Source organism: Acetobacter conturbans (assembly GCF_011516755.1).
GTDB lineage: Bacteria > Pseudomonadota > Alphaproteobacteria > Acetobacterales > Acetobacteraceae > Acetobacter > Acetobacter conturbans.
Genome location: NZ_WOSY01000004.1, coordinates 116299 through 139977 on the forward strand (window position 1 = coordinate 116299; position 23679 = coordinate 139977).

Consider the following 23679-nt stretch of genomic DNA (forward strand, 5'->3'; position numbering starts at 1 on the left):
CTGAGTGTTTCGGGTCGACCGGAGTTTGATCGACCCGAAACGTCCTTGAATTAATCAGGACTCTTTCGCATTTTCCTGTGCGGCGGCGGAGCGGATGGCTCGCGCCATCGCCTCGACCCCATTGCCACGATTGGTGGAAAGCGCCTGCACCAACCCGAGGTCGCTGAGGAAAGAAGGATCGGTGGCAATGATCTCATCGGGCGTACGACCGGAATAGACCCGCAGGAGCAGTGCAACGAGACCCATCACGATGGCGGCGTCCGATGTGCCCGCGAAATACATCTTTCCGTCACCGTCAACCTGTGCCTCAAGCCAGACCTGACTCTGGCAACCCGGCACGCGATGAGCGTCGTCCTCCCATTCCTTGGGGAAGGGAGGCAGCTTGCGCCCCAGTTCGATGATGTACTGGTAGCGGTCCATCCAGTCATCGAACAGGGTGAGTTCATCTCCTATGGTTTCGATCGCGTCGGCGGCCGTCTCGTCTTCAGGACGAACGAAACAGGTATTGAGCATCAGAGAATGAACCGGCTGAGATCGCCCTGGTGGGCAAGAGGGGCGACGCGCTCCTGAACGAGGTTTGCATCGACGGTAATGGTTTCGCCCGGATGCTCGGAAGCCGTGAAGGACACTTCCTCCAGCAGTTTCTCCATGACCGTGGCGAGGCGGCGTGCACCGATATTCTCGACGCGCTCATTGACGTCTGCTGCCAGTTCGGCGAGCGCGTCGATTGCATCATCCGTGAAATGCAGGGTGACGCCTTCGGTGCCGATCAGCGAAACATACTGCTTGCATAGGGAGTGTTCCGGTTCCGTCAGGATACGACGCAGATCCTCGCGACTGAGCGGCTGCAATTCCACGCGAATGGGCAGGCGCCCCTGAAGCTCGGGCAGCAGATCGGACGGTTTGGCGAGATGGAAGGCACCGGACGCAATGAAGAGGATATGATCCGTTTTCACGAAGCCATATTTCGTTGAAACGGTGGTGCCTTCGATCAGCGGTAGCAGATCGCGCTGCACACCCTCGCGCGACACATCCGCGCCACGGAATCCTTCGGAAGACCGCGCGCAAACCTTGTCGATCTCGTCGAGGAACACGATGCCGTTGTCCTGCACATGCTGCACGGCGTCACGATTGAGCGCATCGTTATCGAGCAGCTTGTCGGCTTCCTCGCGAACGATCTGCTCGCGGGCGGCAGCGACCGTGAGGCGGCGTGTCTGCGGCGCACGGCCCATGATATTCTTCATCATGTCGCCGAAATTCATGGGACCACCCGGCATCATGCCCGGCACATCACCGCTGTTCTGGCTGGCCGGATCTGGTGTGACGGCGATCTCGATTTCCTTGTCATCAAGAGACCCGCTGCGCAGCAGTTTGCGGAAATGCGAGCGCGTGTCGGCGGATGAAGCTTCCCCTGCGAGGATCGAGACGAGGCGTTCCTCGGCGGCTTCCTCGGCGCGGGGCCGCACATCCTTGCGGCGCTGTTCACGCAGCAGGACAATGGCGTTTTCCACCAGATCGCGGATGATGCTTTCCACGTCCCGACCGACATAGCCGACCTCGGTGAATTTGGTCGCCTCGATCTTGATGAACGGAGCCTGCGCCAGCTTGGCAAGACGCCGTGCAATCTCGGTCTTGCCGCAACCGGTCGGGCCAATCATCAGGATGTTCTTCGGCACCACCTCTTCGCGCAGGCCTTCGGGCAACTGCGCGCGACGCCAGCGGTTGCGCAGCGCGATGGCGACAGCACGTTTGGCATCCGTCTGCCCGATGACATAGCGGTCGAGTTCGGTGACGGTTTCGGCGGGGGAAAAATGGTTGATGGTCATGACTGCGCGGCCTTTCCGTCTTCTGCGGTCAGGGTTTCGAGCGTGACCGAGTGGTTGGTATAAACGCAGATGTCTCCCGCGATACGCATCGCGCGCTTGGCGATTTCGCTGGCGGTCAGTCCTTCAATGGGCAGAAGGGCGCGGGCTGCGGAAAGTGCGTAATTGCCGCCCGAGCCGATGGCGATGATCCCATCTTCCGGCGACAGAACATCGCCGTTACCCGTGACCGTGTAGGAGCCTTCCCGGTCAGCCACGATCAGCATGGCCTCGAGACGACGCAGATAGCGGTCCGTGCGCCAGTCCTTCGCCAGTTCGACACAGGCGCGCTCAAGCTGGTTGGGGAACCGGTCGAGTTTGGCTTCCAGCCGTTCTAGGAGCGTAAAAGCATCCGCTGTCGCGCCAGCAAACCCGGCGAGGATCTGCTTTTTCGGACCAATGCGGCGGACCTTGCGGGCATTGCCCTTGATGACGGTCTGGCCGAGCGTCACCTGTCCGTCACCGGCCATGGCGACCTCTCCATCGCGCCGGACACAGAGGATGGTGGTGCCATGCCAGCCGACGGGATCGTGGGGCGAAGTCTGATGTGTGTTCATGGTTCACAGAGATAGGCTTTTTGGGAGCGATCTCAAGAGGGGAGCGAATGGCCTCGGCCGGGATGTGGATATCCCCCTTCTCACACGGCGGCCTGCACCATTTCCAGTGCGTGCAATACAGCCTGAGCCCGGACGGATGTGCGGTTTCCCGTAAAGACGCGCTCTTGCGTGAGAGCCTGCCGCCCCCGGCGTTGTACCCCGAACCAGACGAGACCGACCGGTTTTGTGGCGCTCCCACCGTCCGGTCCCGCAATGCCGGTCAGGGAGACGGCGATATCGGCTTCCCGAGCGTGAGCCAGCGCGCCCTCCACCATGGCCTGCGCCACCTGTTCGCTGACAGCGCCCCACCGAGGGAAGAAGTCTGCCGGCACCCCGAGGCAGGTCTGTTTCATCGAGTTGGAATAGGTGACGAAGCCACCTGCAACGGCTGAGGAGGAGCCGGGATGATGCGTCAGGGCACCCGCAACCAACCCCCCTGTGCAGCTTTCTGCCGTGACGACCATCAGCTCTGCCGTTTTCAGGACATCAAGAACAGTTCGGGCTTTTGAGAGCACAGGATCAGGCAGGACATCCGTCATCATCACGTCTCCCCGGCAGGAAATCTCCGGCTGAATCTTATTTCAGAAAACCGACAAGGCGTTCAACTTCACTCACGATCGGATCCGCAATCGCGGATGCACGCACTGCGCCGTCGCGCAGCACGCTTTCGAGGTGCGGCACATCTTCGAGCAGACGCCTGGTTTCCTGCGCGATGGGCTCGATATGGGCCACCATCACGTCGGTCAGCGCCTGCTTGAACGGGCCGAATCCCTCGCCGCCATGCTGTGTCAGAACCTGTTCCGGTGTGAGACCGGCCAGGACGGCATAGAGGCCGACGAGGTTGCGGGCTTCCGGTCGTTCTTCCAGTCCCTCAAGGGAAGAGGGCAGGGGTTCCGCATCCGTCTTGGCCCGACGGATCTTGAGTGAGATTGTGTCGGCATCGTCCGTCATATCGATGCGACTCTGTGCCGACGCATCCGATTTGGACATTTTCTTGGAGCCATCGCGCAGGCTCATCACACGTGCCGCCTGCGGGGGCACGAACGCCTCGATTTCGGTGAAGAACTCGACCCCGTAATCGTGGTTGAATTTCTTGGCGATGTCGTTGGCGAGTTCGATATGCTGGCGCTGGTCGTCACCCACCGGCACGCGGACCGCCTTGTAAGCCAGAATGTCGGCCGCCATCAGGTTTGGATAGACATAAAGACCCGCTGAGTGATTTTCGCGGTCCTTTCCGGCCTTGTCCTTGAACTGGGTCATGCGGTTCAGCCAGCCGAGCCGTGAGACGCAGTTGAAGATCCAGCCCAGTCGGGTGTGGGCGCTGACAGCGGACTGGTTGAACAGGATGTGCTTCGCCGGGTCGATGCCGGAGGCGAGAAGTACGGCGGTCTGCTGGCGGGTCTGTTCTCTCAGGTCGGCAGGGTTCTGCCACACGGTGAGCGCGTGCAGATCGACCAGGCAGAAAATGCACTCATGATCCGCCTGCAAGGCCACCCAGTTACGGATTGCCCCGAGATAATTACCAAGATGAGGGATACCGGTCGGCTGAATGCCTGAAAATACGCGTGTCATGCCTGCTTTCTCTGTTTCTTGATGCGGTCGGTCAAGTCGTCTTATGGGAGAGGATGCTGCTGGTCGAGTTTATCGCGCATGACGGCCACGTCGCCGGCGGAAATCCGGTGTGCTCTGGCGGTTGCGATCTCCTGGGGGCTGATCCGGGGGGAAGGTTGTGTCCCGCCTCGTTCGGACAGCCACGAGAGGATATCGGCCACCTCCTGATCGGTCAGATAACGGAAGGGCGGCATTTCAGCCTGATAACGCTGCCCGTTCGCCTTGATGGGGCCGCTGACGCCGTTCATGAGGACTGCAGCCAGATAGGTGCGTCCTTCCGCCGTGCTGGCGATACGGTCGATCCTGCCGGTGAGTGGCGGCACGGCCCCTGCCATCCCGTCTCCGCCATGATGGCAGATGCCACAATTGGAACCGTAGAGAAGATGCGGGCTTTTATGTTTGGAGCAGCCTGTGGCGAGGAGCAGAACCGCAGCGAGCGGGATCAATTTTTTGCGCATGGCGGAATGTCAGTAAAAACTCTCTGAATGGGTGGATGTTGGACTATACATAACGCTGTTAACGTTACCGTCCGTTACGGATACCCCCTAGGGCTTGCTGTGGCGGGTTATACTGCAAAAGGACCATGTCAGTGGCGATTTTCGCTCGATGCAAAAAACCTTTCCTCCTGGCGGCGGCTACCCTCGGCCTGTTCACCCTCACTCTTACGTCGTCACCCGCTTCCGCAGCGACCCGCGCACAGCAGACGGCCGCCTGTAAGGGAGACGCACTGAAGCTGTGCACATTCTCCATCCCGAATGAGAAAAAGATTGCTGCGTGCCTTCAGTCAAAGCGGGACCAGCTTAGCCCTGCCTGCAAGGCCATGTTTCCAGACCCGGCGGCAAGGAAGAAAAGCATAAAGAAGAAAGCCTGAAAAAATCAGACTGGGCTGGACAGAAGCCAGAAAAAAGGCCGGGGAGCCCCGGCCTTTTCGACAGATCTTATTCTTAGTGCTCGACGCCCAGGAGCTGGATCTTGAAGATCAGCGGACTGTTGGAAGGGATGATACCCATTTCCCTGCTGCCATAACCCAGCTTGGCGGGGACATAGAGCGTCCATGTATCGCCGACATGCATCATTGGCAGGGCTTCCATCCACCCCGGCACGAGCCCGTCAAGCGGCATGCGCATGTAAGCGCCCTGACCATGCTGGTCCGAGCTGTCAAAGATCGAGCCATCCGGCAGGCGGCCCTCATAAATGATCATCATGTTGTCACCCTTGCGGGGTGACGGACCATCCTTCGGGCCAGAAGTGAGAACCTTGTAGGCAAGTCCGTCCGGCAGAACTTTTACGCCCGGCTCGGCGATTTCCTTCTTCATGATTTCTTCTGGCGTCGGCTCCGGGTCGTCGTGACCGCAACCGGCGATCGGAAGGCAGAGCAGGCCGCCCAGAAGCAGGCCGGAAAGACGAATAGAAGTCAGTGAAGAACGCACAGTAAACCCCTCGGAAACCGTTGCTGATTGCTGTCGCCCGGACTGGACACGAAGGCGCGTCAGAGCGCCCCTCCGCGACGTCCGATCTGTCCGCCGAGCCGCAGCCGCAGCGCATTGAGCTTGATGAAGCCCTGAGCATCCTGCTGGTTGTAGGCGCCCTCATCGTCCTCGAAGGTGACGACCCGGGTGTCATACAGGCTGTTCGGGCTCTCGCGTCCGACGCAGATCACGTTGCCTTTGTAGAGCTTCAGCCGCACGCGACCGCTGACGGAGTGCTGGGACGCGTCGATCAGGGCCTGAAGCATCCGGCGCTCGGGCGAGAACCAGAAGCCGTTATAAAGGATCTCCGCGTATTTCGGCATCAGGCTGTCCTTGAGGTGCATGGCCTCGCGGTCGAGCGTGATGGACTCAATGCTGCGATGAGCGGTCAGTAGGATCGTGCCGCCCGGCGTTTCGTAGATGCCGCGCGACTTCATGCCGACAAAACGGTTCTCGACGAGGTCGAGACGGCCGATACCGTTGGTTTTGCCGAGTTCATTCAGCTTGGTCAGCAAAGTCGCTGGCGACATGGCTTCGCCGTTGATCGCGACGGGATCCCCTGAGACGAAATCAATGGTGATTTCAGTCGCGACATCCGGTGCATCTTCAGGAGCAATCGTCCGCTGGAAGACGATTTCTTCCGGACCAACGGCGGGATCTTCGAGGATCTTGCCTTCAGAGGACGAGTGCAGAAGATTCGCATCGACGGAGAAGGGCGCTTCACCACGTTTGTCGCGGGTCACCGGAATCTGGTGCTCTTCCGCGAAAGCCAGCAGACGGGTGCGGGACGTCAGATCCCACTCGCGCCAGGGAGCGATCACCTGAATGTCCGGCTTCAGTGCATAATAGGCCAGCTCGAAGCGGACCTGATCGTTGCCCTTGCCGGTCGCGCCATGCGCCACGGCATCCGCCCCGACCTGTTCGGCGATCTCGATCTGGCGCTGAGCGATCAGCGGACGCGCAATGGACGTGCCAAGGAGGTACTGGCCCTCGTATAGCGTGTTCGCGCGGAACATCGGGAACACGAAATCCTTCACGAAGGTCTCGCGCAGATCCTCGACGAAGATTTCCTTCACGCCGAACATCTCGGCTTTCTTGCGGGCGGGTTCCAGTTCCTCGCCCTGACCAAGATCGGCGGTGAAGGTCACGACCTCGCAACCATACGTGGTCTGGAGCCACCGCAGGATGACTGAGGTATCGAGGCCGCCTGAATAGGCCAGAACGACCTTTTTGATGCGTCGGTTGGCGTCGGCCGGGGCCATGTCAATTCTCTCCGGTATCTGCGGTGGTCCTGAATTGTGAAGAATACGGACAGAGTCCGCGCAGTTCAACGGCGCTCAGTAGCATCCACGTTTTGGTTGCACTAGCCCCAAGGCAAAAACACACTCCTGAATGCTCAGGTTTATTCTCCGACCGCCGCGCCACCCGGATGACGCCGGTCAACACCGCCGAACAGAATGCTGCGCTCGGCACGGGACGGCGCGAGCGCACCGGTGACGATGCCTTCCGGTATGCCCCACGCTGCATGTTCGTGCAGCACATAACCTTGCTGCGCCAGCGTTTTCGCGACGGTGGCATCCACGGCGCCAGCTTCGATCTCGACTGTTGAAGGCTCCCACTGCTCATGGATGCGCGGCAGATCAATGGCCTGCTGAATATTGAGGTGATAATCGATCACCCCGGTGAGGACCGACAGAACAATGGTGGGAATGCGCGAACCGCCGGGGCTGCCGATCACCATGACCGTATTGCCGTCTTTCGAGACGATGGTGGGTGCCATGGATGAGAGAGGAGTCTTGCCGGGCTGTACCGCATTCGCCTGACTCCCAACGATTCCGAACATGTTGGGCACACCCGGCTTGGCCGAAAAATCATCCATCTCGTCATTGAGGAAAAAGCCCGTCCCCGGAGCCATCACCCGCGCACCAAACCAGCCATTGAGGGTGTAGGTCGTCGAGACAGCGAACCCGGACGAATCCATGATGGAATATTGTGTCGTTTCAGGTTTTTCGCCTGTCCTGGAAAGGGTCGGCAGAGAGGCCGGTTTCCGTGGAACGGGTGTCCCCGCCGTAAGATCATCCGAACTGAGCGCCCCTGAAGCAGGCAGCGCGGCACGGATCTGCACAGCGTAGGCAGGGTCGAGCAGATGGTCGATCGGATTGGTGACGAACGCAGGATCCCCGAGGTCTCGCCTGTCTGAATAGGCGTGGCGCATGGCCTCGATTTCCTGCCGGAGCGGCGTGGCGGTATGCAATCCTTCCGCACCAAGATCATAGCCGGACAGGATCATCAGCATTTCGCACAGAGCGATGCCGCCGCCACTGGGAGGAGGAGCCGTGTCGATCCGATATCCGCGATAGGAACAGGCGAGGGGAGGAAGAACGCGCGGTCTGTAGCGCTCGAAATCCGCCATTTGCAGGATGCCGCCATGCTCTCGGCTGGCATCGACCACTTTACGGGCAATTTCCCCCCGGTAGAAAACATCCGGTCCATGCTGTGCGATTTTGGACAGCGTGTCGGCCAGATCTTTCTGGGTCAGCCGGTCACCCGGTTGAAGTGACTGTCCATCCGGTCGGAGGAAGATTTTCTTAAGAATGGGATCTGCGCGGAACTCGGCTTCAAAGGGACGCAGGAGAGCAACGTCTCCCTCTTCCACGACGAATCCCTCGCGTGCCAGACGGATGGCGGGCGACAGCAACTGTTGCCGGGTCAGACGTCCCCACCGCTCACGGACAAGTTCCAGTCCAGCCGGCGTGCCAGGAATGCCGACCGCTTTCCAGCCAGCGGTGGAAAGAGAGGGAATGACGTTACCCTGCGCATCCTGAAACATCGTTGCCGTAGATGCGAGGGGAGCTTTTTCGCGGAAGTCGAGGAACACAGCCTGCTGATGCGGAGGACGCAGCACCATGAAACCGCCGCCGCCAATATTTCCCGCAGCGGGGTAAACGACCGCGAGTGCATATCCGACAGCGACCGCTGCGTCGGCTGCATTGCCACCATCCGCCAGAATTTTTGCACCGACTTCGGAAGCAAGATGCTGTGCGGAGACAACCATCCCGTGACGACCCCGCACGGGAGCAAGGGGGGAGGCTGCCCCGCCCGTGGCGGCATTATAAGCGAGCGGGTCCGGCACACCGACAACCGCTTCCGGACCTCGGGCCTGTAACGGCCCGGAAACCACCAGAAATGTAAAAGCGCACGTGACAGTCGAGACGGCCCGAAGGGAAGGCCACAGGATTTTCTTCCGTCCGGTCATCTCGTGTCCTGTCACAGCGTTGGGTGGTCGCTCTTATGCGCCATAAGGCGGCCGGGTGTAGCCTTTCGGGGAAAGGGTGAAGATCTCATACCCGTCTTCCGTGACGCCGAGCATATGCTCGAACTGGGCTGTCAGGGAGCGGTCACGTGTGACAGCTGTCCATCCATCATCAAGGATTTTCACATCCGGCTTGCCGATGTTGATCATCGGTTCGATGGTGAAAACCATCCCTGCCTGCAACTTCATGCCTTCACCCGGCTCGCCGTAATGAAGAATATGCGGTTCAGCGTGGAAGGTGCGACCGATACCGTGGCCGCAGAAATCACGCACCACCGAGAAGCGCTGCTTTTCCGCCAGAGTCTGGATGGCGTGTCCGATGTCACCGAGCGTAGCACCGGGACGGACCTGTTCGATGCCGGCCATCATGCAGTCATAGGTCACATCGATCAGCTTTTCGGCCTTGATAGGGGCCTTTCCCGCGATGTACATGCGGCTCGTATCGCCGAACCAGCCATCGAGAATGCAGGTGACGTCGATGTTCAGGATGTCACCATCCAACAGTACCCGTTCTCCCGGAATGCCGTGACAGACAACGTGGTTGATCGAAATACAGCTGGACTTCGGATAACCCTTGTAGCCGAGGGTCGCCGGAGTGGCATTGTTCCTGAGAGTAAACTCATGAATGATCGTGTCGAGCTCACCGGTCGTGACGCCGGGACGCACATGGTCGGTGATCATATCGAGTGTTTCGGCAGCCAGTTTGCCTGCCGCACGGAGACCCTGAAAGTCTGCTTCCGAGTGCAGAACGATCCCGTGCCGTGCTGATTTACCCTCCATTATCTCCCCTCATATATCGCGCCGTTTAGGCCGGAACCATGCCTCTTCTGGCGTGATGGTGCAAGGCGGGCGACCCCGTCCTTACAGACGGGGTCGTTCTTTTTCTCAGGAGGAAAGGCCGTCCGAGTCCGCTTTTTCCTCACCTTCCTCCGGTGCTTCAGCCACAGGAGCGGGGGCTGAGTTCGCCAGATATTCGAAGGAAAGCTCTCCATCCTTGACGGAAATCTTGACCGCGCCGCCCTTGGTCAGGCGACCGAACAGGAGTTCCTCGGACAGCGGTCTCTTGATGGCATCCTGAATGACGCGACCCAGCGGGCGTGCGCCATAGAGGCGGTCGTAACCACGTTCGGCCAGCCATTCCTTCGCGGCGGAAGACATCTCGATCGTGACGTTGCGGTCCGCCAGCTGGGCTTCCAGCTGGAGCACGAACTTCTCCACGACGCGTCCGACGGTCTCCGGCTGGAGGTTGCCGAACGGAATGATGGCATCCAGACGGTTGCGGAATTCAGGTGTGAAGAGGCGTTTGATCGCTTCCTCATCCTCGCCTTCGCGACTGTCGCGACCGAAGCCGATGGCTTCCTTGTTGAGATCGGCGGCTCCCGCGTTGGTCGTCATGATGAGAATGACGTTGCGGAAATCGACCGTCTTGCCGTTGTGATCCGTCAGTTGGCCATGATCCATGACCTGCAGCAACACGTTGAAGAGGTCGGGGTGGGCCTTTTCAATTTCATCGAGCAGTAGGACCGCGTGCGGATGCTGATCGACGGCATCCGTCAGCAGGCCACCCTGATCGAACCCGACATAACCCGGAGGCGCGCCGAGCAGGCGGGAAACGGAGTGGCGCTCCATATATTCGGACATGTCGAAGCGAATCAGTTCGATGCCGAGTGTGCTGGCAAGCTGTCGAGCCACTTCCGTCTTGCCGACGCCGGTGGGGCCGGAGAATAGGTAGTTGCCGATCGGCTTCTCCGGCTCCCGCAGGCCCGCACGGGCGAGCTTGATGGCATCTGCCAGAGTCTCGATGGCCTTGTTCTGACCGAAGACCATGTTCTTCAGGTCGCGCTCCAGCGCGCGGAGCACTTCCTTGTCGTCGGCAGAGACCGTCTTGGCCGGGATGCGCGCGATCTTGGCGATCACGTCTTCCACGTCCTTCAGGGTAATGGTCTTCCGACGCTTGCTTTCCGGCAGCAGCATGCGGGAGGCACCGGCCTCGTCGATGATGTCGATGGCCTTGTCCGGCAGTTTCCGGTCATGGATGTATTTCACCGAGAGTTCCACGGCGGCGCGGATAGCGTCATCCGTGTAGCGGACCTTGTGGTGCTTCTCGTAATTCGTCTTGAGACCACGCAGGATTTTCACCGCGTCATCCAGGTTTGGCTCCTCGACGTCGATCTTCTGGAAGCGACGAACAAGCGCCCGATCCTTCTCGAAGTGCTGACGGAACTCCTTGTAGGTCGTCGAGCCGATGCAGCGCAGCGTGCCTGCGGCCAGCGCGGGCTTGAGCAGGTTGGACGCATCCATTGCTCCACCGGACGTCGCACCGGCACCGATGACGGTGTGGATCTCGTCGATGAAGAGGATACCGCCGGGGTTCTGCTCCAGATCGGTCACGACCGCCTTCAGTCGCTCCTCGAAGTCACCGCGATAACGTGTGCCAGCCAGCAGCGTGCCCATGTCGAGGGAGAAGATGGTGGCGTTGAGAAGGACTTCCGGAACGTCTCCTTCGACGATGCGCTTGGCCAGACCTTCGGCGATGGCGGTTTTGCCTACGCCCGGATCACCCACATAGAGGGGATTGTTCTTCGTGCGGCGGCACAGGATCTGGATCGTGCGCTCGACTTCGGCTTCACGGCCGATAAGAGAGTCGATCTTGCCGTCCGCCGCCTTCTTGTTCAGGTCCACGCAGTAGGTATTGAGAGCCTCGCCGGTTTTCGCGGCGCCGCGCCCTTTTTCCTCGCGTTCGCTTTCCTCTTTCTCGGCGGAGGAAGACGGGGTGCCGTTGGCGCTGCGCCGAACGGAACGATCCGGAGCCTTGGCGATGCCATGAGAAATGAAATTCACCGCGTCGAGGCGCGTCATATCCTGCAACTGCAGGAAGTAGACGGCGTGGCTTTCACGTTCGGCGAAAAGAGCGACGAGCACATTCGCGCCCGTGACTTCATCGCGGCCGGTGGACTGCACATGGATCGCGGCACGCTGGATTACGCGCTGGAACGCCGCTGTTGGCTTGGGCTCGGTAGGGCGCTCGGACGTGAGGCCAGCGAGATCCTTGTCCAGGAATTCCGTCAGATCACCCCGGAGCTTGTCCAGATCGACGCCGCAGGCACGGAAAACAGTGACCGCATCCGGATCGTCGATCAGGGCGATCAGAAGATGTTCCAGCGTGGCGTATTCATGATGCCGCTCACCCGCCAGCGTCAGTGCCCGGTGCAACGTCTGTTCGAGATTGCGTGACAACATGATTAAGACACTCCTTTCGCCGCATGGCGCATACGGTCACGCCGCAGGGACGCATCCCTGTCATCATATTTGGGCTGTTCCTGAAGAAATGCCAGCCATAACACGGGACGCTGCGGAAAAATTTTCATGACCTTGTCATTTGCATTGCCGAAGAGTGTCCGGAAATTGGGAATTTCGGCAGACTGGCAGGATGAAGTTTAAAAGCCGTTAGGACCGGGAATCGCGCCGTGGGCGGCGAATGTGGCTTGTGTGAAACCCTCTTTGCGTCCCGGCGGGAGCTATGGTATCTGTCGCGACGGGAGATCCGTGGCGGACGGGCACCTTGCCAACCCGGTCAGATCCGGAAGGAAGCAGCCGCAGTAAGTTTCGCTCGGGTTGTCGCGGGTCTCTCACCTTACCTTTGAACAAGACGGACAGATTCGCTAGGAAGGCAGAAGAGCCTTCTTCACACGCCCCACGGGCCGTCAGCGGATATTTGCCGGAAACCATGCCAGACATCGATACAGAGGCAGAAGACGATCTCCCGTTGCCGCCAGCGGACGGAGGTGGGTTTTTTGGCGAGGAGCAGCCTTCCGCCCTGGTTCCTCCGAATCCCGGGAAAGCTGCTGCACCTGCGGCGCTGCCGAAATCGACCGGCGCCGGTTACCGCGTTCTCGCCCGCAAATATCGCCCCGCGAAACTTGATGAACTGATCGGGCAGGACGCCCTCGTCCGCACGCTCCGCAATGCCTTCGCTGTTGGCCGTGTCGCCCATGCCTTCATGCTCACCGGCGTGCGCGGGGTGGGCAAGACGACCACGGCGCGAATCATCGCTCGCGGTCTGAACTGCACGGGACCGGACGGGATGGGGGAGGCGACGGCCGATCCCTGTGGTGTGTGTCCGAACTGCGTGGCGATTCTTGCTGACCGCCATCCCGACGTGCTGGAGATGGACGCCGCCTCCCGTACGGGTGTGGATGATGTGCGCGAGATCATCGAGGCCTGTCACTTCCGTCCGATTCAGGGGCGGATGAAGGTCTTCATCGTCGATGAAGTGCATATGCTGTCGCGCAATGCTTTCAACGCGCTCCTGAAAACGCTGGAAGAGCCGCCGCCACAGGTGACGTTCATCTTTGCGACGACTGAGTTGCGGAAAGTGCCGATCACGGTGCTGTCCCGCTGCCAGCGCTTCGATCTCCGGCGCGTTTCCCAGTCCGAACTGCTGACGTTCTTCACGAAAATCGTCGAAAAAGAGCATGTCTCCGCCGAACAGGAAGGGCTGAAACTCATTGCCCGCGCTGCGGACGGGTCCGTCCGTGATGGTCTTTCCCTGCTGGATCAGGCGATCGCGCAGGGAGCGGGTGACGAGAGCGTTACGGAAGCCGGTGTCGCCGCCATGCTTGGCCTGTCGGACCGTGCCGCGGTTTTCGATCTGTTCGAGATGCTGATGCGTGGGGATGTGACGGCAGCGATCGGTCTGTCCGACTCCATGTATGACCGGGGTAACGATCCGGGTCTGATGCTGCGGGATCTTGCGGAACTGACTCACACAGTCACACGCCTCAAGACGGTGAAGGGGCTGGAAGACACGGTTGAACTGCCCGAGATGGAGCGGACGCGTGGGGCTGGTTTCGCAGGAACGCTCTCGCTGTCGACGCTTTCACGTCTCTGGCAGATGCTTCTGAAGGGCATTTCGGAAGTCGATGACGCTCCACTAAGGCGGGAAGCCTCTGAAATGGTGCTGATCCGGCTCTGTCATGCGTCCACGATGCCATCCCCTGAAGACCTGCTGAAACGAATGGAAAAAGAGAGAGCTGCTCCGTCAGGTAGCAGCGGAGCACAGGCAGCAGCAGGCACGGGTGGTCCGGACCGGGCTCCTCCTGTGATGATGGCATCTCCCGATGATGGCGGTCGCCGTAAAGTCGCGAATGAACGGTGGGAGCGGGACAATCCTGCACCCGAGCCGATTCCACTTGCTCGTGCGGCGGCCCCGTCCGGTCCGCAAGCCCCCCGAAGCTGGCGGGAACTGGTGGCCTTTGTGAAGGATTGCCGGGAGGCGAGCCTGCATGGTCATCTGCGTCATTCGACCCATCTTGTGAGCTTCGCCCCTTATCTGGTGGAGGTCAGGGTGGACCGGGACGCGCCCGGAGATGTGGTGAAACGTTTGCAGGATCTCCTGCGGGCGCATCTGGGTGCGGAATGGATCGTAAGGGCTTCGGAGGCAGAGGGTGAGCTGACGCTGGCGGAACAGAGCGCGGAGATCATCCAGTTCCATAACCGGCGCTCAGCCACTCATCCTCTGGTGCAGGCCATTCTCGGTGCTTTTCCGGATGCGGAACTGGGCGATGTGCGTGATCACACTTTTGATGACCACTACGAACTGCCGCCTGAGGAACTTGGATCTCCGGTGATAGGGCTTGACCCGGAGCATATCGACCTCGAAGAACACGACTGAAGAATGTGACGTAAGAATACGGAGAGCGGCTTGCTGCTCCCGTGCGATGGAAGGACACGGACATGAAAAATCTCGCCGGACTGATGAAGCAGGCATCGCAGATGCAGAGCAAGATGGAAGAGATGCAGGCCAGTCTCGAGAAAATCGAGATCGAGGGCAGTTCCGGTGCAGGCATGGTTCAGGTGACGATGAGCGGGAAGGGCGATATGAAGTCCATCCGGATTGACCCGAAGCTCGCCGATGCGTCCGAAATGGAACTGTTGCAGGATCTGATCGTCGCAGCCTGTGTGGATGCGAAGACACGTCTGGATCAGCGGGCGTCGGAAGAAATGAGCAAGGTGACTGGCGGCCTGAATCTTCCGCCGGGACTGAAGCTGCCATTCTGAGCGGTTCGTCCTCCGGTCGTCGCCACATGGCTGTTGCCGACATCGATCATCTGATCGGGCTGATAGCGCGCCTGCCCGGACTGGGTCCGCGCTCGGCTCGGCGCGTGGCTCTTGCGCTTCTGCGAGACCCGCAGCGCAGGATGCTGCCGCTTGCCCGGGCGATGGAAAGTGCCGCGCTGTCCGTCAAGACCTGCTCGTTCTGCGGTAACCTTGATGTGAGTGATCCCTGCCGCATCTGCTCCGATCCGGACCGCCTCCATGACGTTGTCTGTGTCGTGGAAAATGTCAGCGATCTCTGGGCGCTCGAGCGGGCAGGGGCGCATCGCGGAGTCTATCAGGTGCTCGGCGGCGTTCTGTCCGCGTTGCGAGGTGTAGGGCCGGAGGATCTGAACGTCGCCTCTCTGTTCGAACGCCTGAAGGATGGTTCCGTGAAGGAAGTCATTCTGGCGCTTGGCGCAACTGTGGAAGGGGCGACGACCATGTACTGGCTGCAGGAACGGATCATGCCTTTCGGCGTCATTGTCACCCGTGTTGCTCAGGGCGTGCCGATGGGAGGCGCGCTGGATGTGCTGGATGACGGAACACTGGCCGCTGCCGTCAGTTCCCGGCGTCTGCTGTGAAGGGGACGGGAATGAGCGCCGAGGCCACGCTGGCAGGAACCCTGATCAGTGCGGACATTCCGCGTGCTGCGCTTGTGACCGGGGCGGCCCAGCGTCTGGGGCGGGCGATGGCTCTTGCTCTGGCTGAAGCGGGTTTTTCAGTGGCCGTGCATTATCGTTCCGGGGATGAGGCCGCGCACGCACTCCGGCAGGAGATCGAGGCGTTAGGGCAGAAATGCTGCCTGTTGAAAGCCGATCTTGCGCATGAGCAGGAAGTCACCGGCCTGATCGGAAAGGCGGCCGAGCAGCTTGGAGGCCCCGTGGGAGTGCTGGTGAACAACGCTTCCACCTTTGACCGGGATGAGTGGAATACCGTCACGCGCACAAGCTGGGACGAACATATGGAGCCCAATCTGCGGGCTCCTTATGTGCTGATACAGGAATTTGCCCGTCTCCTGCCGACTGGTCAGGAAGGGATGGTGCTGAACATGCTGGATGAGCGGGTCTGGTCCCTGACGCCGCATTTCGTCAGCTATACGGTGTCGAAATCGGCGCTCTGGACCCTGACGCAGACCATGGCGCTCGCTCTCGCGCCAAAGAAGATTCGCGTGAATGCCATTGGTCCAGGGCCAGCGCTGCCTAGCACACGGCAGACGGACGAGCAGTTCCGGCGTCAGTGCGAGGCTGTTCCGCTGGGTCGCGGGACATCGCCACAGGAAGTGTCGCGGGCATTACTGGCCTTTCTGATGCTGCCGTCCGTGACCGGCCAGATGCTGGCGCTGGATGGCGCGCAGCATCTTCAGTGGTATTACTCCCCTCCGGCTTCCGGAAACGCGGTGGAAGAATAGGCGATGACAATTCTGGCGCCATGGCCTGCGGACAGATCCCTGCGACGGCTGTTCATCAAGGATATGATTGTTGACGCCTATATCGGCGTTTTTCCGCACGAGCAGGGTGTGACGCAGCGTATCCGCATCAATGTGTCGTTCGGTGTGGATGACAGTCGGGAACTGGTCGCGGGCGTGGATGATCTGAGCCGTACCGTCTCTTATGAGACGGCCGTGGTGACCATTCGTCGTCTGGCGACCGAGACTCACACACAGTTGGTGGAAACGCTGGCGGAACGCATCGCCATGGAAGTGATGAAGGATCGCCGGGTACGCGTCGTGCGTATCATGGTCGAGAAACTCGATATTTTTTCCGACATGGATTCCGTCGGCGTCGAGATCGAGCGGTGGTCATCGCAGCAGGCGAGTTGCTGAATGAGGCTGTCACGCCGGGGGTGATGTGCCTCCCGGCGTGACGGAAGTTCTCAGTCGCGCCCGTCGATCAGGGTGACATCCTGTCCAACATAGACGGTGCCCCCTGCCGCCGTATGGCCGATGGAGGCTCCATTCTGCCATGTCTGGGTGCGGTCAAGCAGAAGCGTGACTTCCGGTGTCGGCACCAGCACCGATGCGATGCGGCTGGTATATTCCCAGTGAGAGAACTGCCAGTACACGATGGGGCCATCGGAGCCGCTGTCTGCGGTGAAAAGTCCGATGCCCGCACACACGGGATAAGCTGCCTGCGGAGCCGGAAAGACGAGATCCACGTCGGGACGTGTTTCGCTGCCGCCACCCAGGGCCATGAAATTGATGGGCACACGGGCGTACCCTGCCACGGACAACTCCGTCCAGCCGGGAAGAAGCAGACCGGCCCAACCTTCAAAAAAATAACTCATATCAAATGCCTTTATCCATATTGCGTGACGGTCATCCACGAAGGACCACCATCGCCGCCGTTCATGTAGGTCCCACTGGGCGCGACGCAGGAACCTGAGCCACCACCACCGGGATCTCCGGGTTTGCCCGTTTCGCCGGAGCCGGATTCCCAGCCTCCCGCGTAATAGGGCGGACGGCCACCGCCTGCGCCGCCATAACCGAAGAAGTAATTTTCCGAGACACCGGAGACATGGCCGGAAAAGCCGCTCTGCCCGGTTCCGCTGTTCAGGACCGTGATGCCGGTTGTGCTGGTGACCTGCGCGGAACCACCAGCCCCGGCCCCTCCGATGATCGCGACACCACCGCCCTGCGCCACCAGGCCGCCGAAGCCTCCGGTCACCACAACCATGCTGCCGAACGCAGCAGAGCCACCGGCATTGCCGGTCATGGCGGTCGAAGCTGACTGACCGCCGCGTCCGCCGGGGCCAAGCGTTGCCGTTACCGGCCATTGCAGCTGGGAAACATCCACCCGGAAGCGGCAGTAACCGCCAGCCCCGCCGCCGCCGCCCGTGCCACCCTGTGTTGAACTGCAGGTGGGAGCGCCGCCGCCGCCGCCGCCGCCGCCGGACAACTCGATGATGGCGAACTTGGTACGGGACTGCATGGAAAGCTGGATGACGGAATAGCCGCCCGCCGTGGCAGTCGGCCCTTCATAAGTGTCACACTGGAGCAGGTTGGCTGCGGACCAGTTCGTCACGAAGGCTGTGGTGGCGAGAAGGGTCGAAGAATCTCCGGATGCCGGCGTGGGCGCCGTGGGAGAGCCGGTGAATGTGGGGGAATCCTTCGGCGCGAGAGCTGGAATTTTCGGATAGAAAAGGTTGCTGTTGTCCAGCGAGATCATCGACTGGGTCACAGCTGTCGCGTTGGCTGGCAGAGTGATGCTCCAGAGAGCGATCGCGCTGGCCGGAGGCGCGCTGGTGGAGATGGCAATAGTGGCGACGGCGGTTCGTTCCGTCGGCTGGGTCGTTCCCGTATCCGTGACGCCGGAAAGTGTGTGCGTGGTGTCGGACGCATCAAGATAGCGCAGCATCGTCGTGCCCGTGTCGGTCAGAGCAACCGTGGCGTAAATATAATAGGTCTGTGCTGCGGTGGACGACGTCAGGGTGAAACTGGTGGCGGCAGCCGTGTATTGCCGTATGATGACGGTGCTGTCAGCGGCAAGAGAGCCGTAAGCGGCTGAGTCGGCCACCGCTCCTTCATTGATCTGTCCGCTTGCGACATTGATGACCAGATCGGAGCCGGAACAGGTTGCGCCCAGGCCGCTGGCGAACGGTCCGGGGCCACCCATGGTCATGGCGATAGCCTGTCCAATGGCGCGTTCCGTGTTGCGCTCAGCGATGAGGGTATCCGTGTCGGCGATGACCTGTGCGGGATAAACGATCACGCGATCCATGAGCGTGTCCTCCTCAGATAGCCGTCCCCGACTTGTAATCAGGCAGGGTGTTGAAATACTGGTTGAGAGATTCAGCTGATATGAGAGTTCTTCCGCCGAGTTTTTTTGCCTTTATGTGTCCCTCTGAAAGAAGTCTGTAGCAATATGTTCGGCCGATTCCATAAATTGTGCAGGCTTTGGCAATGTTGATGAATTTAATATCTGTTTGTTTGATGTTTTTCACTTTCAAAATCCTTTTCCGGACACGCACATATGCTGGCGAACCTGAAGGACATATGCATTGTCCCTAATTGTTCGTGCCACGCAAAAAATCCGGTGAGTGTTCGGGCTTATCGGGCGCGTTGCACCCTTTTCTGGAGACAGTTAATTGGTTTATTGTCAGTATTGATCGTGTTTTTTATCTTATGATAAGTATTAATATTGAGTATTTATTGCATTATGGATGGAGGGAATCATCTTCCTGTCAACCAGGATTGCCGGATGTATTGTTCTCCATCATTCTTTTCTGATCAAAATAATTAAGTGATTGCAATAGGATAGAGAGCTGAGAACAGGTTATTGCTTTGGTAGGTTTTTTGCCGCATAAGCCTGCGAGAAGCGAAGCGCTGATTCGCTGAGGAAGGGTGGCCGAGTGGTTGAAGGCTCCAGTCTTGAAAACTGGCGTACGGGTAACCGTACCGTGGGTTCGAATCCCACCCCTTCCGCCAAATCCTGATTCCCTGCATTTCCGGAAACGCCAGCTTGCCTTGAGTTTCGGCCAGTCTGTAGTCTCTGATTTTCCGCCTCTTCCCATGAATCTGTGGGCACTATGCAGACAGGAAAACAGGCTCTCAGCGGTGAATGCGCGGCTGATGAATTGAAGATCAAACCTGCCAAGCCATGTGATCGCCACTGTAAGTAGTCAGCGAATGGTGCTTTCTGCCCGTAATGAAGAGAGGCAGTAAGTTCTGATGCGACCGGTTGCGGAAGGAACTCCACTCTTAGCCTGAAGTATCGTTTTTGGCCGTCTAAAGCGGCTGGTGATGGCGCAAAAGAAATATTTGCCCAGAAAAATGGGGCCTCGAACAGTGCGTGGATTTTCAGTTTGGAATGAAAATTTCACGACAGCATCAAAGACTATATTATTTCTAAAATGGCCGGATCATTCATGTTTTTTTCAAAAGTAAAGAATTTCTTCAATATCGTTAAGTAATGAGAAAGAAGACTTTGTACATATCGGGATGCAGGCAGGAGCAGGATGGTTTTCTGTTTTTGTTTCGGCCGCCGCGTGTCGCGGGCAGAGCGGAGAAAGTACGAGTCTCGATATGCAGATCGACCGATATTTGGAAACCATCTTTTGCGAACAGACTGTTTCGCATGAAGCCTCGTGGGCCGTTCAGACGCAGGGAATCCCCTTTAGCCCGAGAGTTGAAGGGTGATGTATTAAATGGAAGCGCACGTTGAATCTCGTCTGCTTCGCATGATCGACAACATGCCGGTTGCTGTCATGACAGTCGATCCGGACAGTTTCGCCATTACCTATGCGAACGAGACCTCCAAGAATCTGATCAGGCAGATCGAACATCTGTTGCCCATCAGCGCGGATCAACTCGTCGGCTCCTCAATCGACGTCTTCCACAGGCATCCGACACATCAGCGGGGGCTTATCTCGGATCCGGCCAATCTGCCTCATAGCGCCAGAATCCGCCTCGGTCCTGAATCGCTCGATCTGACCGTGACCGCCATTACGGCTGATGATGGAAGTTTTCTCGGCCCCATGCTGACATGGGCGATCGTGACGCGGGAAGTGGCAGCCGAAGAACGGATCCTCCGTCTGGCGCAATACGACACATTGACGGGACTGGCGAACCGCAACACGTTTCAGGAATGGATCGAAGCGGGGCTGGAAAAGCCTGATCACCGCATGGCCATTTTTTTCCTCGATCTCGATGGTTTCAAGACTATCAACGACACACGCGGTCATGGGGTCGGGGATACGCTTCTTAAAATGGTCGCGGACCGTCTGCGAAACGCATGCGACCACCCCGACATGAAAATCGGCAGGATCGGGGGTGACGAGTTTGCCGTGATCCTGCATGACGATAACGCGGAACGTGCGGAAACTCTTGCTGCAAATCTGGTAGCCGCGATTGGCACCCCTTACAGTTTCGGGGATCATGCCAATATGCAGATTGGGACGTCTATCGGGATCGCCTATTCGCCCGCTCATGGCAGAACCGTCGAACAGCTCCTGTCCCGCGCCGATATCGCACTATACGCCGCGAAATATGCAGGAAAAGGCAAGTTCACCGTATTCGAGCCCGCCATGGGAGAACGCATCCGGGATCGGGAGCATCTCAAGGCGGACCTTCGTGCGACGCTCCAGACCATGGAGGATCTGTTTGTTTTCTATCAGCCGATTGTCGAGATCCAGACACGCCGGGTGACGGCGCGGGAGGCACTGGTCCGCTGGTACCATCCGGATCGGGGCTGGATTTCTCCGGCCGAGTTCATCCCCGTTGCTGAAGAAAGTGGACTGATTGAGCCTCTTGGGCGGTTCATTCTCCATCGGGCCTGTGCGGATGCGACGACATGGGAAGATGAAGAGCGTGTTGCCGTAAATATCTCGGCCGCGCAGTTCGGCGGCGGAATGCTGGTCGATTCTGTGCGTGAAGCACTTGAGGAAACCGGCCTTCGCCCTGATCGACTGGAGATCGAGGTTACGGAAACCGCTTTGCTTGGCAGCGATCAGGGCGTCATTGAGGATTTCGGGAAACTACGCGCTCTGGGTGTCCGTATCGCCCTTGATGATTTCGGCACCGGCTATTCTTCTCTGGCGCACCTGCGCGCTTACCCGTTCGACAAAATCAAGATTGATGGATCGTTCGTCCGCGATGCGGTGACACGACCGGATTGTGCAGCCGTGGTCAAAGCTATTGCTGATCTGGGTCGGCGTCTGGGTGTCACCACTGTGGCGGAAGGAGTCGAAACCCAGGAGCATCTTGCCCGTGTGACCGAGGAAGGCTGTTCAGAGATACAGGGATACCTCATCAGGAAACCGGGACCAAGCGAGAGGGATGCCCCACGGGTCGAGGCGATCAACCGTGCCCTTCGTCTTAAACAACAGAAGAGCTGATCCACTTCGCACATCTCATGATCACAAAAGGCACGGTGCTCTGGATCATCTCCTGACCATCGTATTGGTCAGGATCGAGCGCGTTTGAAAAGATGCAAACAGGAAATCAGAATAGGATCTTCAGACTATCCCGAGCCATGCTGACATTCCCCAAAATGCAAAAATCAGAATGATCGCAGCCATGAAAACCGGAAACACAACGGCGCGCATGAACGTGGTGTTTTTTTGTGGGGGCTCTGCGATTCCCGCATTCTGTTCGATGGTATCGGCAGCAGCATCAGCTTCCTGATCTTCCGGCGACTCAGCGGTCCAGTCCTCTGACCAGTTATAATCGCTACGGTTTTTTCCGGTCATATCAAAACTTCAGAAACTGAGGGTGGGGCAGGTCGGGCCTGACTGTTCCGTGAAAGACCCCTGGTCGCCTTACAAAATTCAACCTATGCCGTAAATCGGGATACACCATTCAGCTTGTCGGTACACTGCAAGCGCCTGCACGGCCTGGCTGGTGGTCCGCAGCACCCGGCGATTCTGGATCAATCAGATAAAAATCAGTGAAATTTGCGGCTCCCATCGCCTGAAACACATGACCATCCGGGTTGTGTAATGCGCCTTCGCTGCTGACCAGATGAGTTTCGTGCTTTCCACTCGCTGCTTGAATGACAATTTCACCACATAACGCATAAGTATGAGTGGCAGAGTCATCAGGCACTTTGATGACGGTGCGTTTTTCAGGTGTCTGGCTGTTCAGTTCGAATGTCGCCGCAAGTTTTCCATCGATATAAACACGCGAGATTTCAGAAATTTCTTCTGGCGCCTTGCCATCCTCGACAATGAATTGAGCTGCGTGGGCCGTAGATATGAGGCTTGCCATAAGAACGAAGCCCGCGCTGACGTTCCGCCTTGCACGAGCAATTTTCGGTCGAAGGGAGGTAGATGCGCTCATTGTCTGTCGCTTCTCGTCATTGGTGGCAGAACGACGGTCAGAAGGTGCCGTATCACGCAATGACAATGCCTCCGCACATCGCTACCAATACGTCATGACAGCCAAAAATGACAGTCGCGTAAAGACGATGCTTGCCGATGCAACCGAATATCTTGCCGAGCATGGCATCGATCAGCCCCGGAAAGAAGCGCGCCTCCTGTTTGAACTGGCTTATGGCCAAGATACTGCATGGCAGATGATCCACCCGGACGAACCCATATCTGACCCGATGCCGTTTTTTGGCTTCGTGCAACGGCGCGGAAAAGGTGAGCCGATGGCTTATCTCCGGGGAAGTAAAGGTTTTTGGTCGCTTGATCTGGAGGTGACGCGGGACACGCTCATTCCACGCGGTGACACCGAGACACTGATGGAAGCTCTGATTCGTCATCGCCCCGACCGTAGCACAGTGTCTTCCGTGCTCGATCTGGGGACGGGAAGCGGATGCTTGCTGCTCGCGGCGCTGGCGGAATATCCAGCCGCGCGAGGGATCGGGATTGATCGCGTGGAAAGCACGGCTCGACAGGCCGCGAAAAACGCTCGCCTCAACCATCTGGAGGAGAGGGCGCTTTTTTGCGTGGCTCAGTGGGCCGCCCCCCTTGCGGCACGCTTTGATGTGGTGATTTCAAATCCGCCCTATATCCCCCAGGCCGATATCGGCGGCCTCATGAAAGATGTTGCGGATTACGAGCCGATGATGGCTTTGGATGGTGGCGCGGACGGTCTGGCCGCTTATCGCGACATTCTGCCGTGTTTGCCCAACCTGCTTACTCCAGATGGGCTGGCGATTCTGGAATTTGGCATAGGGCAGGGGGATGACCTGAAGGAGTTGGCGAGGGTCGCAGGACTTCAGGTCGTAGAGTTGTGCGCGGATCTGGGCGGGATTACGCGCGCAATTGTATTATCCCGGGAGTGACCG

23 protein-coding genes, 1 tRNA gene and 1 other RNA gene are annotated in these 23679 nt (G+C 58.9%); 9 read left to right on the forward strand and 16 right to left on the reverse strand.

Translation table 11 applies throughout. The features are described 5' to 3' along the window. Window positions 1-54: 54 nt before the first annotated feature. The 11 genes from GOB81_RS05490 to clpA all read right to left on the reverse strand — a co-directional run bounded on the left by GOB81_RS05490 (window position 55) and on the right by clpA (window position 12091). Window positions 55-513 (reverse strand): SufE family protein, encoded by a 459-nt coding sequence (locus GOB81_RS05490; RefSeq protein WP_173569375.1) that lies wholly within the window; start codon window positions 511-513, stop codon window positions 55-57. Continuing rightward, a complete protein-coding gene (gene hslU / locus GOB81_RS05495; protein WP_173569376.1) occupies window positions 513-1826 on the reverse strand; it encodes an ATP-dependent protease ATPase subunit HslU in 1314 nt (437 codons plus the stop codon). The genes GOB81_RS05490 and hslU overlap by 1 nt, the downstream gene beginning before the upstream one ends. Beyond that, window positions 1823-2419 carry an ATP-dependent protease subunit HslV gene (hslV, locus tag GOB81_RS05500; RefSeq protein ID WP_173569377.1) on the reverse strand — a complete coding sequence of 199 codons (597 nt, stop codon included), beginning with the start codon at window positions 2417-2419 and terminating at the stop codon, window positions 1823-1825. The genes hslU and hslV overlap by 4 nt, the downstream gene beginning before the upstream one ends. Window positions 2420-2499: 80 nt before the next feature. Next, on the reverse strand, window positions 2500-2997 hold the full coding sequence (locus GOB81_RS05505) for a CinA family protein (RefSeq protein WP_173569523.1): 498 nt from the start codon (window positions 2995-2997) through the stop codon (window positions 2500-2502). A 37-nt stretch (window positions 2998-3034) separates the two neighbouring features. Further along, window positions 3035-4030, reverse strand: coding sequence for a tryptophan--tRNA ligase (gene trpS, locus GOB81_RS05510; RefSeq protein ID WP_173569378.1), 996 nt, complete (start codon window positions 4028-4030; stop codon window positions 3035-3037). Window positions 4031-4071: 41 nt separating this feature from the next. Next, on the reverse strand, window positions 4072-4527 hold the full coding sequence (locus GOB81_RS05515) for a c-type cytochrome (RefSeq protein WP_173569379.1): 456 nt from the start codon (window positions 4525-4527) through the stop codon (window positions 4072-4074). A gap of 486 nt (window positions 4528-5013) precedes the next feature. After that, complete coding sequence (locus GOB81_RS05520; protein ID WP_242010091.1) at window positions 5014-5463, reverse strand: FKBP-type peptidyl-prolyl cis-trans isomerase; 450 nt, start codon at window positions 5461-5463, stop codon at window positions 5014-5016. 95 nt (window positions 5464-5558) lie between these two features. Then, complete coding sequence (locus GOB81_RS05525) at window positions 5559-6800, reverse strand: argininosuccinate synthase (RefSeq protein WP_173569380.1); 1242 nt, start codon at window positions 6798-6800, stop codon at window positions 5559-5561. Between the two features lie 140 nt (window positions 6801-6940). Next, entirely contained in the window at window positions 6941-8794 is a 1854-nt protein-coding gene (gene ggt / locus GOB81_RS05530; protein WP_173569381.1) for a gamma-glutamyltransferase, read from the reverse strand. Window positions 8795-8827: 33 nt separating this feature from the next. Next, window positions 8828-9631, reverse strand: a complete 804-nt coding sequence (map, locus tag GOB81_RS05535) for a type I methionyl aminopeptidase (RefSeq protein ID WP_173569382.1) — start codon at window positions 9629-9631, stop codon at window positions 8828-8830. 105 nt (window positions 9632-9736) lie between these two features. Next, window positions 9737-12091, reverse strand: a complete 2355-nt coding sequence (gene clpA, locus GOB81_RS05540) for an ATP-dependent Clp protease ATP-binding subunit ClpA (protein ID WP_173569383.1) — start codon at window positions 12089-12091, stop codon at window positions 9737-9739. Between the two features lie 298 nt (window positions 12092-12389). Here clpA and ffs point away from each other — a divergent pair. From ffs to folB, 6 genes are all read left to right on the forward strand, one after another. Beyond that, window positions 12390-12484, forward strand: an RNA gene (ffs, locus tag GOB81_RS05545) — signal recognition particle sRNA small type. A gap of 94 nt (window positions 12485-12578) precedes the next feature. Then, window positions 12579-14525 (forward strand): DNA polymerase III subunit gamma/tau, encoded by a 1947-nt coding sequence (locus GOB81_RS05550; protein ID WP_173569384.1) that lies wholly within the window; start codon window positions 12579-12581, stop codon window positions 14523-14525. A gap of 62 nt (window positions 14526-14587) precedes the next feature. Further along, complete coding sequence (locus GOB81_RS05555) at window positions 14588-14911, forward strand: YbaB/EbfC family nucleoid-associated protein (protein WP_173569385.1); 324 nt, start codon at window positions 14588-14590, stop codon at window positions 14909-14911. Between the two features lie 26 nt (window positions 14912-14937). Beyond that, window positions 14938-15531 carry a recombination mediator RecR gene (gene recR / locus GOB81_RS05560; protein WP_173569386.1) on the forward strand — a complete coding sequence of 198 codons (594 nt, stop codon included), beginning with the start codon at window positions 14938-14940 and terminating at the stop codon, window positions 15529-15531. An 11-nt stretch (window positions 15532-15542) separates the two neighbouring features. Then, window positions 15543-16358, forward strand: coding sequence for an SDR family oxidoreductase (locus tag GOB81_RS05565; protein WP_173569387.1), 816 nt, complete (start codon window positions 15543-15545; stop codon window positions 16356-16358). Window positions 16359-16361: 3 nt separating this feature from the next. Next, window positions 16362-16772 (forward strand): dihydroneopterin aldolase, encoded by a 411-nt coding sequence (gene folB, locus GOB81_RS05570; RefSeq protein ID WP_173569388.1) that lies wholly within the window; start codon window positions 16362-16364, stop codon window positions 16770-16772. A 50-nt stretch (window positions 16773-16822) separates the two neighbouring features. Here the strand turns inward: folB and GOB81_RS05575 are convergent, their stop codons facing one another. From GOB81_RS05575 to GOB81_RS05585, 3 genes are read right to left on the reverse strand one after another with little or no spacing between them, the layout of a single operon-like run. Further along, a complete protein-coding gene (locus GOB81_RS05575; RefSeq protein ID WP_173569389.1) occupies window positions 16823-17233 on the reverse strand; it encodes a hypothetical protein in 411 nt (136 codons plus the stop codon). A gap of 11 nt (window positions 17234-17244) precedes the next feature. Next, window positions 17245-18666 (reverse strand): hypothetical protein, encoded by a 1422-nt coding sequence (locus GOB81_RS05580; RefSeq protein ID WP_173569390.1) that lies wholly within the window; start codon window positions 18664-18666, stop codon window positions 17245-17247. A gap of 13 nt (window positions 18667-18679) precedes the next feature. After that, entirely contained in the window at window positions 18680-18889 is a 210-nt protein-coding gene (locus GOB81_RS05585; protein ID WP_338421314.1) for a helix-turn-helix domain-containing protein, read from the reverse strand. 394 nt (window positions 18890-19283) lie between these two features. Here GOB81_RS05585 and GOB81_RS05590 point away from each other — a divergent pair. Together GOB81_RS05590 and GOB81_RS05595 are read left to right on the forward strand one after the other, a co-directional pair. Then, window positions 19284-19373: transfer RNA gene (locus GOB81_RS05590), tRNA-Ser, on the forward strand. Window positions 19374-20092: 719 nt separating this feature from the next. After that, entirely contained in the window at window positions 20093-21781 is a 1689-nt protein-coding gene (locus tag GOB81_RS05595) for a putative bifunctional diguanylate cyclase/phosphodiesterase (protein ID WP_173569391.1), read from the forward strand. 120 nt (window positions 21782-21901) lie between these two features. Here the strand turns inward: GOB81_RS05595 and GOB81_RS05600 are convergent, their stop codons facing one another. Both GOB81_RS05600 and GOB81_RS05605 read right to left on the reverse strand, forming a co-directional pair. Then, window positions 21902-22135 carry a hypothetical protein gene (locus GOB81_RS05600; RefSeq protein ID WP_173569392.1) on the reverse strand — a complete coding sequence of 78 codons (234 nt, stop codon included), beginning with the start codon at window positions 22133-22135 and terminating at the stop codon, window positions 21902-21904. A 109-nt stretch (window positions 22136-22244) separates the two neighbouring features. Then, entirely contained in the window at window positions 22245-22724 is a 480-nt protein-coding gene (locus GOB81_RS05605) for a hypothetical protein (protein ID WP_242010075.1), read from the reverse strand. A gap of 94 nt (window positions 22725-22818) precedes the next feature. On the opposite strand from GOB81_RS05605, the gene prmC reads away from it, so the two are divergent. Then, entirely contained in the window at window positions 22819-23676 is an 858-nt protein-coding gene (gene prmC, locus GOB81_RS05610; RefSeq protein ID WP_173569393.1) for a peptide chain release factor N(5)-glutamine methyltransferase, read from the forward strand. Window positions 23677-23679 lie beyond the last annotated feature (3 nt).